Annotated in this window: 16 protein-coding genes; 5 read left to right on the top strand and 11 right to left on the bottom strand. The window is 74.7% G+C overall.

What is annotated here, in order from left to right:
• Positions 1–25: 25 nt before the first annotated feature.
• Together fahA and GA0070611_RS20745 are read right to left on the bottom strand one after the other, a co-directional pair.
• Positions 26–1,225, bottom strand: coding sequence for a fumarylacetoacetase (fahA, locus tag GA0070611_RS20740; protein WP_091666871.1), 1,200 nt, complete (start codon positions 1,223–1,225; stop codon positions 26–28).
• Complete coding sequence (locus GA0070611_RS20745) at positions 1,222–2,088, bottom strand: hypothetical protein (RefSeq protein WP_091666873.1); 867 nt, start codon at positions 2,086–2,088, stop codon at positions 1,222–1,224. The genes fahA and GA0070611_RS20745 overlap by 4 nt, the downstream gene beginning before the upstream one ends.
• A gap of 94 nt (positions 2,089–2,182) precedes the next feature.
• On the opposite strand from GA0070611_RS20745, the gene GA0070611_RS20750 reads away from it, so the two are divergent.
• Complete coding sequence (locus GA0070611_RS20750; RefSeq protein WP_091666875.1) at positions 2,183–3,349, top strand: homogentisate 1,2-dioxygenase; 1,167 nt, start codon at positions 2,183–2,185, stop codon at positions 3,347–3,349.
• A 47-nt stretch (positions 3,350–3,396) separates the two neighbouring features.
• On the opposite strand, the gene GA0070611_RS20755 is transcribed toward GA0070611_RS20750, so the two are convergent.
• The 5 genes from GA0070611_RS20755 to GA0070611_RS20775 all read right to left on the bottom strand — a co-directional run bounded on the left by GA0070611_RS20755 (position 3,397) and on the right by GA0070611_RS20775 (position 7,448).
• The gene (locus GA0070611_RS20755) at positions 3,397–4,437 is read right to left on the bottom strand and encodes an NAD(P)-dependent alcohol dehydrogenase (RefSeq protein WP_091666877.1); all 1,041 of its coding nucleotides are present in this window, start codon (positions 4,435–4,437) and stop codon (positions 3,397–3,399) included.
• Between the two features lie 170 nt (positions 4,438–4,607).
• Positions 4,608–5,654 (bottom strand): tetratricopeptide repeat protein, encoded by a 1,047-nt coding sequence (locus tag GA0070611_RS20760; RefSeq protein ID WP_091666880.1) that lies wholly within the window; start codon positions 5,652–5,654, stop codon positions 4,608–4,610.
• A 60-nt stretch (positions 5,655–5,714) separates the two neighbouring features.
• Positions 5,715–6,197: a 2-C-methyl-D-erythritol 2,4-cyclodiphosphate synthase gene (ispF, locus tag GA0070611_RS20765; protein ID WP_091666883.1), complete on the bottom strand. Its 483-nt coding sequence runs from the start codon at positions 6,195–6,197 to the stop codon at positions 5,715–5,717.
• Positions 6,198–6,213: 16 nt separating this feature from the next.
• Complete coding sequence (gene ispD / locus GA0070611_RS20770; protein WP_091666885.1) at positions 6,214–6,909, bottom strand: 2-C-methyl-D-erythritol 4-phosphate cytidylyltransferase; 696 nt, start codon at positions 6,907–6,909, stop codon at positions 6,214–6,216.
• 53 nt (positions 6,910–6,962) lie between these two features.
• Entirely contained in the window at positions 6,963–7,448 is a 486-nt protein-coding gene (locus tag GA0070611_RS20775; RefSeq protein ID WP_007073334.1) for a CarD family transcriptional regulator, read from the bottom strand.
• Positions 7,449–7,776: 328 nt separating this feature from the next.
• Between GA0070611_RS20775 and GA0070611_RS20780 the strand changes: the two genes are divergently transcribed.
• On the top strand, positions 7,777–8,496 hold the full coding sequence (locus GA0070611_RS20780) for a hypothetical protein (RefSeq protein WP_091666887.1): 720 nt from the start codon (positions 7,777–7,779) through the stop codon (positions 8,494–8,496).
• A gap of 10 nt (positions 8,497–8,506) precedes the next feature.
• Here the strand turns inward: GA0070611_RS20780 and GA0070611_RS20785 are convergent, their stop codons facing one another.
• Genes GA0070611_RS20785 through GA0070611_RS20800 form a run of 4 tightly spaced genes read right to left on the bottom strand, consistent with a single transcriptional unit; the run spans position 8,507 to position 12,162 of the window.
• Positions 8,507–9,073 (bottom strand): hypothetical protein, encoded by a 567-nt coding sequence (locus tag GA0070611_RS20785; RefSeq protein ID WP_091666889.1) that lies wholly within the window; start codon positions 9,071–9,073, stop codon positions 8,507–8,509.
• A gap of 41 nt (positions 9,074–9,114) precedes the next feature.
• Complete coding sequence (locus GA0070611_RS20790) at positions 9,115–10,164, bottom strand: type III polyketide synthase (protein WP_091666891.1); 1,050 nt, start codon at positions 10,162–10,164, stop codon at positions 9,115–9,117.
• A 32-nt stretch (positions 10,165–10,196) separates the two neighbouring features.
• Positions 10,197–11,363, bottom strand: coding sequence for an acyl-CoA dehydrogenase family protein (locus GA0070611_RS20795; RefSeq protein WP_091666893.1), 1,167 nt, complete (start codon positions 11,361–11,363; stop codon positions 10,197–10,199).
• A gap of 43 nt (positions 11,364–11,406) precedes the next feature.
• Complete coding sequence (locus GA0070611_RS20800) at positions 11,407–12,162, bottom strand: methyltransferase domain-containing protein (protein ID WP_091666895.1); 756 nt, start codon at positions 12,160–12,162, stop codon at positions 11,407–11,409.
• A gap of 45 nt (positions 12,163–12,207) precedes the next feature.
• On the opposite strand from GA0070611_RS20800, the gene GA0070611_RS20805 reads away from it, so the two are divergent.
• From GA0070611_RS20805 to radA, 3 genes are all read left to right on the top strand, one after another.
• On the top strand, positions 12,208–13,047 hold the full coding sequence (locus GA0070611_RS20805; protein WP_091666897.1) for a UbiA family prenyltransferase: 840 nt from the start codon (positions 12,208–12,210) through the stop codon (positions 13,045–13,047).
• A gap of 141 nt (positions 13,048–13,188) precedes the next feature.
• A complete protein-coding gene (locus GA0070611_RS20810) occupies positions 13,189–13,965 on the top strand; it encodes a hypothetical protein (RefSeq protein ID WP_091666899.1) in 777 nt (258 codons plus the stop codon).
• 106 nt (positions 13,966–14,071) lie between these two features.
• A complete protein-coding gene (gene radA, locus GA0070611_RS20815) occupies positions 14,072–15,526 on the top strand; it encodes a DNA repair protein RadA (protein ID WP_091666901.1) in 1,455 nt (484 codons plus the stop codon).
• Positions 15,527–15,612: the final 86 nt, after the last annotated feature.

Here is a 15,612-nt window from a genome sequence, read left to right on the forward strand (position 1 = left end):
GGGAACGGAAGGACGGAAGGACGACTCAGCGGGCCGGCAGGACCGTCCCGGTGACCTCGCCGAGGGCGATGGTGGTGCCGTCGGGGCCGGGCGCGGTGGCGGTGACCGTGACGGTGTCGCCGTCCTCCAGGAAGGTCCGGGCGGTCCCGTCGGCGAACTTGACCGGCTCGGTCCCGCCCCAGGTCAGCTCCAGGAACGAGCCCACCTGGTCGCGCTCCGGCCCGGAGACCGTGCCGGAGGCGTAGAGGTCACCGGTCCGCAGCGACGCGCCGTTGACCGTGAGGTGGGCGAGCTGCTGGGCCGGGGTCCAGTACATGGTGGCGAAGGGCGGCTCGGCGACCCGCTCGCCGTTCCACTGGACCGCCAGGCTGAGGTCCAGCCCCAGGTGCGGGACGTCGTGCAGGTAGCCCTGCACCGGCGGGTCCTGGTCCGGGGCGGGCACGAAGGCGTCGGCCAGGGCGTCCAGCGGGGTCACCCAGGCCGAGACCGAGGTGGCGAAGGACTTGCCGAGGAAGGGGCCGAGCGGTTGGTACTCCCAGGCCTGGATGTCCCGGGCCGACCAGTCGTTGACCAGCACCACGCCGAAGACGTGGTCGGCGAAGTCGGTCACCGGGACCCGGTCGCCGAGCCGGCTCGGCACCCCGACCACGAAGCCGACCTCGGCCTCGATGTCGAGGCGTACGCAGGGACCGGTGGTCGGGCCCTGCGGGGTGGCCCGCTGCCCGGACGGGCGGACCACCGGGGTGCCGGAGACGACCACCGTGCCGGCCCGACCGTGGTAGCCGATCGGCACGTGCTTCCAGTTGGGCAGCAGGGGCGGCTGGCCGGGGCGGAAGATCTGCCCGACGTTGGCCGCGTGGTGCTGCGACGAGTAGAAGTCGACGTAGTCGGCCACCTCGAAGGGGAGCTGGAGTTCCACCTCGCGCAGCGGCACCAGCAGCGGCTCGACCGCCGCCCGGTGCGTGGCGTCGGTGAGCAGCTCGGTGATCCGTTGCCGGACGGCGGTCCACTGCGGACGGCCCAACGCCATGAAGTCGTTCAGGGTGGGGCGGCCCAGCGCGCCGGCGGCCAGCACCAGCCCGGCCTGCTCCGCGCCGGCCAGGTCCAGCACGAAGTCCCCGATGCGTACGCCGACGCGCGGCTCCTGCCCGCCGCGCCGGAACACCCCGTACGGCAGGTTGGTCACCCCGTACGGCGAACCGTCCACACCAGCAATCCAGGTCATGTTTCGAAGCCCCCGTTCACCAGCCCCAGCCGGATCAGATCGGTCAATGGTTCGGAGATGCTGCACGAGCCGTACCCGATCCAGAGCGGGCGTTCGGCGTCGCGGTGCGCGTGGGCCCGCTCGACCAAGGGCACCGGGTCGGTGGCGGACAGCAGCTCGGCCACGGCCGGCACCTCGGCGCCCTCCGCGGCGGCCAGGGTGGCGGCGAGGACGTTGACGAAGCCGTGGTGGGTGAAGCCGGTCTCCGGGTCGCGGTGGCGGATCGCCTGGTGCAGGCCGGCGGTCAGCTTGAACGGCAGTTGCCGGTCCCGGCAGGCGCAGATCACCGCGGCCAGCTCGGCCGGCGTCGGGAAGAGCTCGGCGGCCAGCCCGCCGGTGCGGAACTTGGCGGCGACCGGCAGCCCGGCGGCGCGCGCGTCGGCGAGCGCGTCGAGCGCGCCCATCAGCCCGAAGGTCAGCGGGATCTCCGCGTGGACTCCGACGCCGCCGAGCCGTTCGGTCAGCTCGACCAGCTCGGCCAGGCCGGGACCGGGGTCCTCGCCGCGCCGGGCCACGGGCGCCTCGACCAGCCGGGCGGTCACCCCGTCGGGGGCGAGGAAGGAGAGCGCGAACGGCAGCCGCCCGGTGCCGGTGTCGCCGATCAGCCCGACGGCGAAGCCCTCGGCCGGGTCGACCAGGCCGCTGAGCTCACCGGCGGCGACCGCCGAGGCGGGCAGCAGCAGCGGGCCGACGAGGTCGGCGTACCAGGCGGTGCGGTGCCGGCGGTGCGCGATCACCGCGTCCGACAGCGCCGCACTGCCGGGCGGAAAGACGGCGGCGTCGTCGACGAGGCCGGCGAAGAGTCGGGGCACCTGCGTTGACACGAGACAAGAATCTACGGGACGCTACAAGGAACGGACAACAGCGTCCGATTACCGGACGCCACTGGCCGGAGAACGGGACGAATCGGGAGGCGAGATGCCGTACTACCGCAGGGTCGGCGAGGTGCCCCGCAAGCGCCACACCCAGTTCCGCCAGCCCGACGGCAGCCTGTACGCGGAGGAGCTGGTCGGCCAGGAGGGCTTCTCCTCCGACTCGTCCCTGCTCTACCACCGCTACGCGCCGACCGCGATCGTGGCCGCCGAGGAGTTCACCCCGCCCGCGTACACCCGGGTGCCGAACCTGCCGTTGAAGCCGCGCCACCTGCGCACCCACAAGCTCGACGGGGCCGGCGCCGACCCGATCCTCGGCCGGCAGTACCTGCTGGCCAACGACGACGTGCGGATCGCGTACGTGCTGGCCGACCGGCCGTCCCCGCTGTTCCGCGACGCCACCGGCGACCACTGCCTCTACCTGGAGTCGGGCTCGCTGCGCGTCGAGTCCCCGTTCGGCGTGCTGGACGCGGTGGCCGGCGACTACGTCGTCATCCCCACCTCGACCATCCACCGGCTGGTGCCGACCGGTGACGAGCCGGTCCGGCTGCTCGCGGTCGAGGCCGCCGGGCACGTCGGCCCGCCCAAGCGCTACCTCTCGGTACGCGGCCAGTTCCTGGAGCACTCGCCGTACTGCGAGCGCGACGTCCGGGGACCGGACACCCCGTTCCAGGTCGACGGCGAGGACGTCGAGGTGCTGGTGAAGCACCGGCGCGGCTGGACGAGGTACACGTACGCCCGGCACCCGTTCGACGTGGTCGGCTGGGACGGGCACCTCTACCCGTGGGCGTTCTCGATCCACGACTTCGAGCCGATCACCGGTCGGGTGCACCAGCCGCCGCCGGTGCACCAGACCTTCCAGGGCCCGAACTTCGTGATCTGCTCGTTCGTGCCGCGCAAGGTCGACTACCACCCGGACGCCATCCCGGTGCCGTACAACCACCACAACGTCGACTCCGACGAGATGCTCTTCTACACCGGCGGCAACTACGAGGCCCGGCGCGGCTCCGGCATCGAGCAGGGCTCGATCTCGCTGCACCCGTCCGGCTTCACCCACGGCCCGCAGCCGGGCGCGGCGGAGCGCTCGATCGGAGCGGACTTCTTCGACGAGCTGGCGGTCATGGTGGACACCTTCCGCCCGCTCGACCTCTGCGACGCCGCGACCGCCTGCGAGGACGACGGGTACGCCTGGACCTGGGCCCGCAAGGGCTGACGCGAAGGGGCCGCGTCCGGCGTGGACGCGGCCCCTATCGCGGTTCGTCAGAGCGTCGAGGTGTCGATGACGAAGCGGTAGCGCACGTCCGAGGCGAGCACCCGCTCGTACGCCTCGTTGATCTTGTCGGCCGGGATGACCTCGATCTCGGCGCCCAGGCCGTGCTCGGCGCAGAAGTCGAGCATCTCCTGGGTCTCGGCGATGCCGCCGATCATCGACCCGGCGAACGACCGGCGGGCCGGGATCAGCGAGAACGCGTGCACCGACAGCGGGTCCTCCGGAGCGCCCACGTTGACCAGCGTCCCGTCCACGGCCAGCAGCCGCAGGTACGCGTCCAGGTCGATCTTCGCGCTGACCGTGTTGATGATCAGGTCGAACGAGCCGGCCAGCTTGCTGAACGTCTCCTCGTCCGAGGTGGCGAAGTAGTGGTCCGCGCCGAGGCGCAGGCCGTCCTCCTGCTTCTTCAGCGACTGGGACAGCACGGTCACCTCGGCGCCCATCGCGTGCGCCAGCTTGACCGCCATGTGGCCGAGGCCGCCCATGCCGATCACGGCCACCCGGCTGCCCGGACCGGCGTTCCAGTGCCGCAGCGGCGAGTAGGTGGTGATGCCGGCGCAGAGCAGCGGCGCGGCGGCGTCCAGCTCGATGCCGTCCGGGATCCGCAGCACGAAGTCCTCGGTCACCACGATGGCCTGCGCGTAGCCGCCCTGGGTCGGCTCGCCGTCCCGGCCGACCGCGCCGTACGTGCCGATGTTGCCCTTGAGGCAGTACTGCTCCAGACCCTTGCGGCAGTTGTCGCACTCCCGGCAGGAGTCGACCATGCAGCCAACGCCCACCCGGTCGCCGACGGCGAACTTCGTCACCGCCGGGCCGACCTCCCGCACCACGCCGGCGATCTCGTGACCGACCACGATCGGGTAGGTGGTCGGGCCCCACTCGCTGCGCGCGGTGTGGATGTCGGAGTGGCAGATGCCGGCGAACTTGATGTCGATGAGCACGTCGTGCGGTCCGAGGTCACGCCGCTCGACGGTGGTCGGGACGAGAGGTTCGGTCGCGGACGTCGCCGCGTAGGCCTTGACGGTGAGCACGATTCTCCGCTTCCTTGCAGGTTCGTCTGGTCAGCGGCCGGGGTCGCCGTCGGGCGGGCGAGGCACACCGGCCGGAAAAAGCTTTCGCTCCCCCGGTTCCTACCCCCGTACCACCCCCACCAGCACGTAGCCATACTCACGGCGTCGGGCGGGAATACGGCCCGGCGCGGTCAGCGCCGGAGCACCGCGAACGCGGCGACCAGCGCGGCCGTGACCGCGCCCACCACCGGCCACACCCCACCCACCAGCGCGTAGAGCAGCAGCAGCGCCGGGGCGGCGACCACCGCGTACCCGGCCAGGGCCGGACCCCGGTCGGCGCGGAGCAGCGCGGCCGAATCCGGCAGCCGGCTCCACCGCCGCCACGCCACCAGCGCCCCGCCGAGCGCGGCCAGCCCGGCGACGACCCGGGAGAGGCCCGGCGCGGACGGGGCCAGGAACGCGACCAGCACCGCGCCGACCAGGAACCCGCCGGCGACCTGGAGGAGCAGCCGGCGCGGTCCGTCCGAGGCGGCCCGGTCGGCGTCCACCCACGGCAGGCCGGCCGCCGCGGGCGACAGGTCCCCGGCGTCGCCGCGCGGCGGCTCCGGGGCCGCCAGCTCGGACACCTCCTCCAGCGCCGCCGCGTAGCGCCGCCGCTCCAGCCGGATCACCCCCACGTCGTGCCGGGCCTCGGCCACCTCCGGGTCGAGCCGCAGCGCCTCCCGGTAGGCCCGCTCGGCCAGGTCGAACAGCCGCAGCCGAGCGGCGACCAGGGCGAGCACCAGGTGCGCCTCCGGCTCCTCCGGGGCCAACTCCACCCCCCGCCAGGCGGCGTTCAGCGCCTCCTGGCCGTTGCGCGAACCGGAGCGGATCGCGGCGGCGCTGCGCTGGGCGTACGGGTCGGCCGGGCCGAGCGCCACGATCTCGTCGGCGGCGCCGGCGGCGGCGCTCCACCGCCCCAGGTCCAGCAGGGCGAAGCCCCGGGCCACCCGGGGCGGGACCGCGTCCGGGGCGGCGGCCACGGCCGCCTCGGCGGCGCTGAGCGCCGGCTCGGCCCGATCCGCGGCGAGCTGCGTCCGGGCCAGCACGGCCAGCGCCTCGGCGTGCCCCGGTTCGCTCGTGATCAACGGGGCGAGTTCCTCGACGGCCTCGTCGTAGCGGCCCAGCTCGGCCAGGAGCCGGGCGCGCTGGATGTAGCCGTCGGCGGCGGACCGGTCGGGGGTGGGAACACTCGACATCCCGGCGAGCCTATCCGCCCCGCCGCTGCCGCGCCGCCGGCCGGAAGGCGGACGGGTGGATCAGGCCGGCGGCGTCGGGTAGACCAGGGCGACCGCGATACCGGTGAGCCCCTCGCCGCGTCCGGGGAAGCCGAGGCCGTCGGTGGTGGCGGCGGAGACCGTGACCGGCGCGCCCACGGCGGCGGAGAGCACCTGCTGGGCCTCCTCCCGGCGCGGGCCGATCTTGGGCCGGTTGCCGATCACCTGCACCGACACGTTACCGATCTCGAACCCGGCCGCCCGGACGCGCCGGGCGCTCTCGCCGAGCAGCGCCACTCCCGAGGCACCGGCCCACTCCGGCTGGTCCACGCCGAAGTTGGCGCCCAGGTCACCCAGGCCGGCGGCGGAGAGCAGGGCGTTGCAGGCGGCGTGCGCCGCCACGTCGGCATCGGAGTGCCCGGCCAGGCCGTCCTGCCCCGGCCAGAGCAGGCCCGCCACCCAGCAGGGCCGGCCGGCCTCGAAGGCGTGCACGTCGGTGCCGATGGCCACCCGAGGAACGATCATGAACCGAGGGTACGCGTCAGGCCCCGGTCGCCAGCAGGTGCTCGGCGAGAGCCAGGTCGAACGGACGGGTGATCTTCAGGGCGTGCTCCGAGCCGGGTACGCAGAACACCGGCACCCCCTGCTTCTCGACCAGCCCGGCGTCATCGGTGAGCGGGTCACCGGCCGAGGCGTGCGCGGCGGCCAGCACCGGGCGGCGGAAGCCCTGCGGGGTCTGCACCGCCCGGAGGGCGGACCGGTCGACCGTGCCGAGGACGCGCTCGCCGGCGTCGACCTCCTTGATCGTGTCGACCACCGGCAGCACCGGGATCACCGCGTCGTGGCCGGAGCGGACCGCTGCCGCCACCGACTCGACCAGGGTGGGCGGGGTGAGGGCGCGGGCGGCGTCGTGCACCAGGACGATCTCCGGCCCGGGCGGTACGGCGGCCAGCGCGGCGGCCACCGAGGCCTGCCGTTCGGCGCCCCCGGGCACCACGGTCACCGGGGCCACCGGGGCGAGCAGCTCCCGGACCGACCCGACGTCGGCTGCCGGGGCGGCCACCACGATCACCCGCACCGAGGGGGCCGCGGCGATCCGGCGTACCGCGTGCACCAGCAGCGGCTCGCCGGCCAGGGGGCGGAGCGCCTTGGGCGCGCCCGGGCCGAGGCGTACCCCGGCACCGGCCGCAGGAACAAGGACCGCGACGTCACCGCGCGGATTGAGCTGCGCGGTCACGTCGCGGTCCTCGGATTTCTTCGCTACCGGGTGGGTAGGACGATGCTGTGGGATCAGGCCTCGGTCAGGACCTTGTCGAGCAGCGTCTCGGCCTCGTCCTTGGTGCTCTTCTCGGCCAGCGCGACCTCGCCGACGAGAATGTCGCGGGCCTTGGCGAGCATGCGCTTCTCACCCGCGGAAAGACCCCGCTCCCGCTCCCGGCGCCACAGGTCGCGCACGACCTCGGCCACCTTCAGCGGGTTGCCGGAGGCCAGCTTCTCCAGATTCGCCTTGTAACGCCGCGACCAGTTGGTCGGCTCCTCGGTGTGCGGGGCACGGAGCACGTCGAAGACCTTGCCCAGGCCCTCTTCGCCGACCACCTCGCGCACACCCACGATCTCGGCGTTCTCGGCGGGCACCCGGACCGTCAGGTCACCCTGCGCGACCCGCAGGACGAGGTACTGCTTTGGCTCGCCCTTGATCACCCGAGTCTCGATTGCCTCGATGAGTGCGGCCCCGTGGTGGGGGTAAACAACGGTCTCGCCGACACTGAAAACCATAGGTTCGAAACCCCTTTCGCTGTGTCTAGGGTAACACGCTCAGGCGCCGATGTCTCACCGCTGTCCTGACCGTTGGCGCAGCTCAGGGGCCCTGTGAGAGGTATTTCTTCAGCTTGACAGGCGGTCAAACCGATGGTTTGGACACGCTCCGTGACCGTTGGATGACAACCAGGAACGGGTGGCAGGAGCGTCGATATCTAGGGCAATGCGCTCCTTCCATGGTAGCTCCGGAACACGAGGTACGCCCAGGTGTGGCGGTACGCGGGCCCGTGCGGGACGCTTGAGGCGGACGTGACGTCCGCTCACCGAGACGGTTCCTGGGGGGCCGATGGGCATGCCTGACGCGGAAGGCCACGGCCCGCCGGACGGGCTGCCCGGGCTGCCCCCGGAGTGGGGTCGGGTGGTGGTGCCCGACGACGCCTCGGCGCTCGCCGACGAGGCCCGCCAGCTCCGGCGGGAGCTGCGCCGACGGCACCGCCGCAGCGGTTGGCGGCGACGGCTCGGCCTGGCTCCCCGGCGGGACGGCCTGCCCCCGCTCGGGCTGCCCGTGCTGGCGCTCCTGGTGTCCGTGCTGATCACCCTCACCGGACTGGCCGCCGTCACCTGGCCCCGGTCCACCCGCTCCGGCGGCAGCCCCACCGTGGTGCCCTATCCCACCGCCCCGGTCGCGGTCGGTCCGCTGCCCGCGCTCGACCTGGTCGACGCCGGGAACGACCCGGTCCCGCTGCGCGGCCTGCTGCCCGCGATGATCGTGCTCGTCGACGCGTGCCCGTGCCGGGAGCAGGTGACCGCGGCGGCCGACGCCGCCCCGGCCGGCGTCACCGTGGTCTCCGTCACCGAGGGCCGCCGGGCCGACCCCTTCCCCGCCCCGGGGGTACGCGCCCTGGCCGACCCGGCCGGCGGCCTGCGCTCGTACCTGCACCTGGCTCCCCGCGCCGGGACCGCCACCGCGTTGCTGGTCGACCGGGAGGGCACGCTGGTCCGCCTGGTGCCCGAGCTGGGACCGGTCGCGGCGTACCGGGACGACCTGGCGCGGCTGGCCGGCTGAGCCGCTCCGGTCAGGACAGCTCCGCCAGCCGGGCGTCCAGGTCGGCCCCGCCGCCCTCGGCGCGGAACCGCACCCGCAGCGGCCCGCCCGCCGCCTCCAGCACCGAGACGGCCGCGCCGTAGCCACACTCCACGCTGGCCGGAGGCTCGTCACCCGGCGTGCCGGTGGCCTCGAAGGCCACCGACCCGGTCCCCGTGCAGCGCACGGTCAACGCGTACTTCAGGCCGGCGGAGGGGTTGGTCTGCCGGACCACCGGCGGTTGCCCGGGCTCCAGGTGGGACCGGTCGTGCCAGAGGTCGTCGCCCGCCTCGAGCGGGACCGCCGCTGCGCCGTCGGCGTCCTCGAACAGGACCAGCGGCTCCTTCGGCCGGGCCGGCACCGTCCGGAGCACCCGACCGGTGGCCGGGTCGACCACCTTCACGTCCCGGTCGCCGAACGCCCCCGGGGTCGGGCCGGGCGACGGGTCAACCGGGCCGAGCCGTGGCGCGGACTCGTGCCACCACCAGCCGCCGGTGACCAGGGCCGCCACGGTCAGCCCGGCCAGCAGCGCGGTACCCACCCGGTCGTCACGGCCCATGTCCTGGAGGCTATCCGGGCCCTCCGCCCGCCGCCGCCCCGTCAGTCCGTCCGTTCCAGCAGGGCCGCGTACAGGGTGAGGCCGGGCCCGAAGGCGAGCAGCACCACCCGCTCGGGCGGTACGGGAGCCCGCAGCAGCCGGTCCAGGATCAGCAGCACCGTCGGCGACGAGCAGTTGCCGTGCTGCTCCAGCGTCGCCCGGGCGGCCCCGAGCGCCTCCGGCGGCAGGGCCAGCTCGCGCTCCACCACGTTCAGGATGCGCGGGCCACCGGGGTGCACCGCCCAGCCGTCCACCTCGGCCAGCTTGTGCCCGTGCCGGGCGAGCAGGTCGTCGACCAGGTCCCGGACGTGCCGGGAGAGCACCTGCGGCACCTTCGGGGACAGTCCCATCCGGAAGCCGGCGTCGGTGACCTCCCAGGTCATGTGGTCGGCGGTCGAGGTGTCGGTGACCGAGGCGACCTCGCGCAGCGCGTACCCCCGGCCACCCGGGACGAGCACGGCGGCGGCCGCGGCGTCCGAGAAGAGCGCGTGCGAGACGATCTGCTGGGTGTCCACCCGGGCCCCCGCCGGCTGGATGTGCAGGCTGGTCAGCTCGGCGCAGAGCAGCAGCGCCGGGCGGCCGCGGGCGGTGACGAAGTCACTCGCCGCGCCCAGCCCCGGCAGGGCCGCGTAGCAGCCCATGTGCCCGACGAACATGCGCTGGGCGTCCGGCGCCATGCCCAGGTCCCGGGCGAGCAGGATGTCCAGCCCGGGGGTGGCGTAGCCGGTGCAGGAACAGACGACGAAGAGCCCGATGTCGCCCGCGTCCAGCCCGGCGGCGGTCAGCGCGCGGCTCACCGCCTCCTTGCCCAGCGGCAGCGCCTCCACCTGGTAGCGGCGCATCCGGCGTTCCGTCGGCCACTCCGACACGTCCTCCAGCAGCGGATTCACCGCCGCCTGCCGGTGGGACACCCCGGAGTTGGCGAAGATCCGCTCGGCCAGCGCCCGGGTGGTCCCCGAGAAGTGCTTCGCGAAGAAGCCCGACCAGAGTTCGTCCTGCGCCGCGCCCGGCGGCTGCGCGATGCCCAGCCCCGCGATCACCGGCACGCCCATCTCCCCCACCTCTCGGTCCACTTCCCCACGTGTCACCAACGAGGGGTGGTCGTGTCACGGTCCGGGTCCCCGCCGAGGGCGGCGACACCGAGCCAGTCGGCACAGACGTCCGAGGTGGCCGGGTGCAGCGAGCCGCACCGGGCGTCCCGGTAGAGCCGTTCCAACGGATGCCCCCGCCGGGTCGCCGAGGTGCCGGCGGCCTCCAGCACGGAGGCGGCCACCTCCGCAGCGGTGGTGCCGGCGAGCAGCTTGGCCCGCCACACCCAGCGGTTGGTCTCCGCGTCCCCCGGCGCCTCGTCCACCCGGCGGGCCGCCTCGGCCACCACCAGGCCGGCCGCCGCCACCGCCGCGTCCGCCCGGCCGAGCCGGGCCCGGACCGCCGGCAGGCCGGCCAGGTCGCGGGCGTTCAGGTGCTCGACGGCGGCGTCGATCGCCGCCCGGGCCACCCCGACGTAGACGGCCGCGTAACTCGCCACCAGCCAGTGCGGCATCAGCTGCGCGACCACCAGGGCCAGCCCCTCCACCCCACCGAGCAGCCGGTCGGCCGGAACGGTGACGTCCAGGTGCAGATCGTGCGACGAGGTGGCCCGCATGCCCAGCGAGTCCCAGGTCGGCTCGACGGTGATCCCCTCACCGGCCGGCACCAGGAACTGCGAGACCACCGACGGGTCGGTGGCGCTACGCGCGGCGACCAGGTAACCGTCCGGATGCCCGGCGCCGGAGCAGAACGTCTTCGCGCCCTTGATGTGCCAGCCGCCCTCGACCGGCTCGTAGACGGTGCTCAGTCGGGACAGCCGGGCACCGGCTCCGCGCTCGCTCATGGCCACCGCGTACCAGGCGCCCTCCGCCGCCGCGCGGAGCAGCCGGTCGCGGGCCACCAGCGCCTCGTCCGGTACGCCGAGCGCCTCGGCCAACTCCTCGGTGACCGCGCCCAGCGCCCCGGTCACCGAGGCGTGCATGTTGAACACCAGCGCGGTGGCCCCGTTGCCCCGGGCCAGCTCGGTGGCGACCGCGGCGTACTGGGCGAAGGTCGCCCCCGCCCCGCCCAGCTCCGGGGGCACCATCAGCCCGAAGAGCCCGGCCTCCCGGAGGTCGGCGAAGTCGTCGACCGGGAAGGAGCCGTCCCGGTCGTGCCCGGCCGCGCGGGCGGCCAGTCGCGGCGCCAACCGGCGGGCCGCCTCCAGCGCGTACACAGTCAATGTCGCCCCCTTCTCGGCGTCCCTTTACCCCGGGCGGTCCCGGCTACCCGCTCTTGACCCCACGCCCCTGGTAGAGCACGGCGGTGGACCAGGTGGGCACGATCCGGGGCTCGGCCCCTCGTGGACGGTCGGTGGCACGCATCCGGCGCAGCAGCCAGGCCAGGGTGCCGCCGAACGCCGGGCGGACCCCGCGCAGCCGCAGCTCGACACCGTGCCGGGCGGCCTCGGCGACCAGCGCCCGGGAATCCACGAACAACCGTGGGTCGTGGATGCCCCGCGGCACGGTGGGCAGCCGCTCGCCGATCTCCACCGCGACCAACCGGGCCAGCAGCGTGTCGTTGAGGGTGTCCAGCACCAGCAGGCCGCCGGGGCGCAGCAGTCGGCACGCCTCGGCCACCGCACGCCGCCAGTCCGGCAGGTGTTCCAGCAGCTCACCGGCGGAGACCACGTCGGCACAGCGGTCCGCGAGCGGGACCGCGGTGGCGTCGCCGTTGAGCACGGTCACCCCGTGCGCGGCGGCCTGGACCAGGGCGGACCGGGTCAGGTCCACGCCGACGTGCCGGTATCCCTTGCCGACCAGGTGGGGGGCGAGCAGCCCGGCACCGCAGCCGAGGTCGACCAGCAGGGCGTCCTGTCCGGACGCCGGGGGCACCAGCGCGGCCCGCGCCCGGGCCAGCCAGTGCAGCATCGCGAACGCGCCGTCCGGCCGCCACCACTCGTCGGCCAGGTCGTCGTACTGCCGGGGGTCGTTCGGCGGCAGCACCCGGGGCCGGGTGGACACCGGGGCCGCATCGCGCATGCCCCGAGCGTGGCACGACTCCCCGGTAACGACCAGACTTCCCTTATGTCGTCTTCGGTGTTAGGGCTGGTCAGAGCGAGCCACCCGGAACCGGCCGCCGCGGTCACCGTGGTGGCCGGGCTGCTCGCGTGGGGCGTCGGGCACCGGCCGGCCGGGATCGCCGCGGTGACGCTCACCGTGCTGGCCAGCCAGCTCGCCGTCGGCTGGAGCAACGACCTGATCGACGCCGACCGGGACGCCACGGTGGGGCGTACCGACAAACCGGTGGTCACCGGCGCGGTCCGGCGGGCGACCCTGGCCCGGGCCACCGTGCTGGCCGCCGTCGCCACCCCGCTGCTCGCGCTGCCCACCGGCGGCGCGGCGGCACTCGTGGTCACCCTCGGCCTGGTCTCCGCGCTGCTCTACAACCGGCCGTTGAAGTCGACGCCGGTCTCGGTGCTGCCGTACGCGGTCTCGTTCGGCGCGCTGCCCGCGTTCGTGGTGCTGGCCCTGCCCGGCGCGCCCGCCCCACCGCTCTGGCTGGTCGCCGCCGCCGGCTGCCTCGGCGCCGGGGCGCACTTCGCCAACGTGCTGCCCGACCTGGCCGACGACGCCCGGACCGGGGTGCACGGCCTGCCGCACCGGCTGGGGCCGGTGGGCAGCCGGCTGGCCGCCGCCGGGCTGCTCCTCGCGGCCACCGTCATCCTGGTCGCCGGCCCGCCCGGGCCGCCGTCGTGGGCCGGCCTGTCGGCGGTGGCCGCCGCCGTCCTGGTGCCGCTCCTCGGCGGGTACGCGGGCCGGCGCGCGCCCCGCGCCGGCGGCCGCCCGGTGGCCGCCTTCCGGGCCGTCATGGTGGTGGCGCTGATCGATGTGGTGCTGCTGGTGGCGAGCGGTCGGGTGGTCTGAGTGGTCACCCGCTGGGTGGCAGTACCGGGTCGGCGTGCGGACCTCGATCAGCCCCAACTACCCTGGAGCGCGGTCTGCGCGGGTATGGCCACCCCAGGCCCGGCGTGCGGCCGGACGGGGATCGTGACGAGGAGGACCGACGTGACGCGCTCGATCAGGGGTTCCCGGCGGGCGGCCCTGCTGCTGGCCGGTACGGCGACGGCGGCGGGCCTGCTGTTGTCCGGGTGCGGCGCCGGCCAGGTGGCCGAGACGTCCAACAAGATCCCGTCGGTGCAGGGCGTCAACGTCCAGACCTCCGACAACCTGTACAAGGTCCGCGGCCTGTACGTGCAGTACCCGGGCGAGAAGGGCTACCAGGCCGGCGGCAACGCGCCGCTCAACGTGGTGCTCTACAACGACAGCAAGTCCCCGGTCACGGTCACCGTGACCACGGACAGCGCCCGCGAGATCCTGCTCACCGGCTCCGCGCCGAGCGGCGGCAGCTCGGTCGCGCCGACCGGCTCGCCGACCGAGCCGGCCTCCGCGTCGCCCAGCCCGACCGAGACCAACGACACCTCGTCGCCGTCCCCGTCGGAGTCCGGCTCGGCGTCCGCCTCCCCGTCGGAGTCGGCCTCCCCGTCGGCCTCGGCCAGCGCGTCGGCCCCCGCCGGCCAGCCGGCCCGGTTCGAGGTCCCGGCCCTCGGCTACGTCCAGCTGAACAGCAACAACACCCAGTTCCTCCAGCTCGTCGGCCTGAACGACAAGCTGCTCCCCGGCCAGCAGGTCAACCTGACCTTCGACTTCGGCGGCGGCAAGGTGGTCAAGACCGGTGCCCCGATCGGCGTCCCGCTGACCCCGGCCCCGGCCCCCTCCCAGGTCGTCCACCCCCGCGAGGAGGCGGGCGCCGAGGGCGGTGCCGAGGGTGGTAGCCACGGCTGACCGCCGCGCACGACGTCCCGACACCGCCGGGTGTGGCCAGCGCCACGCCGGCGGTGTCGTCGTATCGGGGTGGGCTTTCGTCGTACCGCCCGGTTAGCGTCCACGGGTGAGCACCTCCCGATCCGCCTCTCCCCGCGCCACCGCCGCCACCGGCCGCAGCCGCGGCGCGGCCCGCGAGCCCCGTCCGGCGTACGAGTGCGACGCCTGCGGCCACCAGCCGCCCAAGTGGGTCGGACGCTGCCCGGAGTGCGGCGAGTGGGGATCGGTGGTCGAGTGCACGGTCGCCGGCCCGACGGTCGCCGGGCGGGTGGTCAGTTCCCGGCTGCCGGCCGAGCCGGCCCGGCCGATCGCCACCATCAGTGCCGCCCCGGCCCGGGCCCGGCCCACCGGGGTCAGCGAGCTCGACCGGGTGCTCGGCGGCGGCCTGGTCCCCGGCGCGGTGGTGCTGCTCGCCGGTGAGCCGGGCGTCGGCAAGTCGACCCTGCTGCTCGACGTGGCCCAGCAGTGGGCGGTCGGCGCCGGCAGCCCCTCGCTGGTGGTCAGCGGCGAGGAGTCGGTCAGCCAGGTCCGGCTGCGCGCCGAGCGGATGGGCACCCTGCACGACCAGCTCTACCTCGCCGCCGAGAGCGACCTGTCGGCGGTCCTCGGCCACCTCGACGCGGTCCAGCCCGGCCTGCTGGTGCTCGACTCGGTGCAGACCATCTCGACCACCGGCACCGAGGGCGTCCCCGGCGGGGTCACCCAGGTGCGGGCGGTCACCGCGGCGCTGGTGGCGGTCGCCAAGGAGCGCGGCATCGCCACCGTGCTGGTCGGCCACGTCACCAAGGACGGCCAGGTCGCCGGCCCCCGGGTGCTGGAGCACCTGGTCGACGTGGTGCTGCACTTCGAGGGCGACAAGCACTCGTCGCTGCGGATGGTGCGGGGCGTCAAGAACCGGTTCGGCGCCGCCGACGAGGTGGGCTGCTTCGAGATGCACGAGGGGGGCATCAGCAGCCTGGCCGACCCGTCCGGGCTCTTCCTCACCCGCTACTCCGAGCCGGTGCCGGGCACCTGCGTCACGGTGGCGATGGAGGGGCGGCGGGCCCTGGTGACCGAGGTGCAGGCGCTGATCGGGGCGACCGTGGCCGGCTCGCCCCGGCGTACCGTCTCCGGGCTGGACGGGGCCCGGCTGGCGATGGTGCTGGCGGTGCTCCAGCGCCGCACCGAGCGGCTCACCCTGCACGACCGGGAGGTCTTCGCCGCCACGGTGGGTGGCATCCGGGTGGTGGAGCCGGCCGCCGACCTGGCGGTGGCGCTCGCCGTCGCCTCCGGTGGCCTCAACCTGGCCATCGCGCCGCACCTGGTGGCGATCGGCGAGGTGGGCCTCACCGGTGAGGTACGCCGGGTGGGCGCGGTCCCCCGCCGGCTGGCCGAGGCGGCCCGGCTCGGCTTCAAGGTGGCCCTGGTGCCGCCCGGGTGCGGGCCGGGCAGCAGCGGCGTGACCCCGGAGAACATGCGGGTGATCGAGGTCACGGACGTGCGCCAGGCGCTCCAGGCTGCCGCCCGCGCGTCGGTGGAGTGACCGACGGTGACGGAGGGGCGGGACCGGCCGGGCGTTTCCGGACAGCCGACGCGCCGGGTCGCTGACCGGGGGAGCCGGACATCGTG

The organism is Micromonospora auratinigra (genome assembly GCF_900089595.1).
Taxonomy (GTDB): domain Bacteria; phylum Actinomycetota; class Actinomycetes; order Mycobacteriales; family Micromonosporaceae; genus Micromonospora; species Micromonospora auratinigra.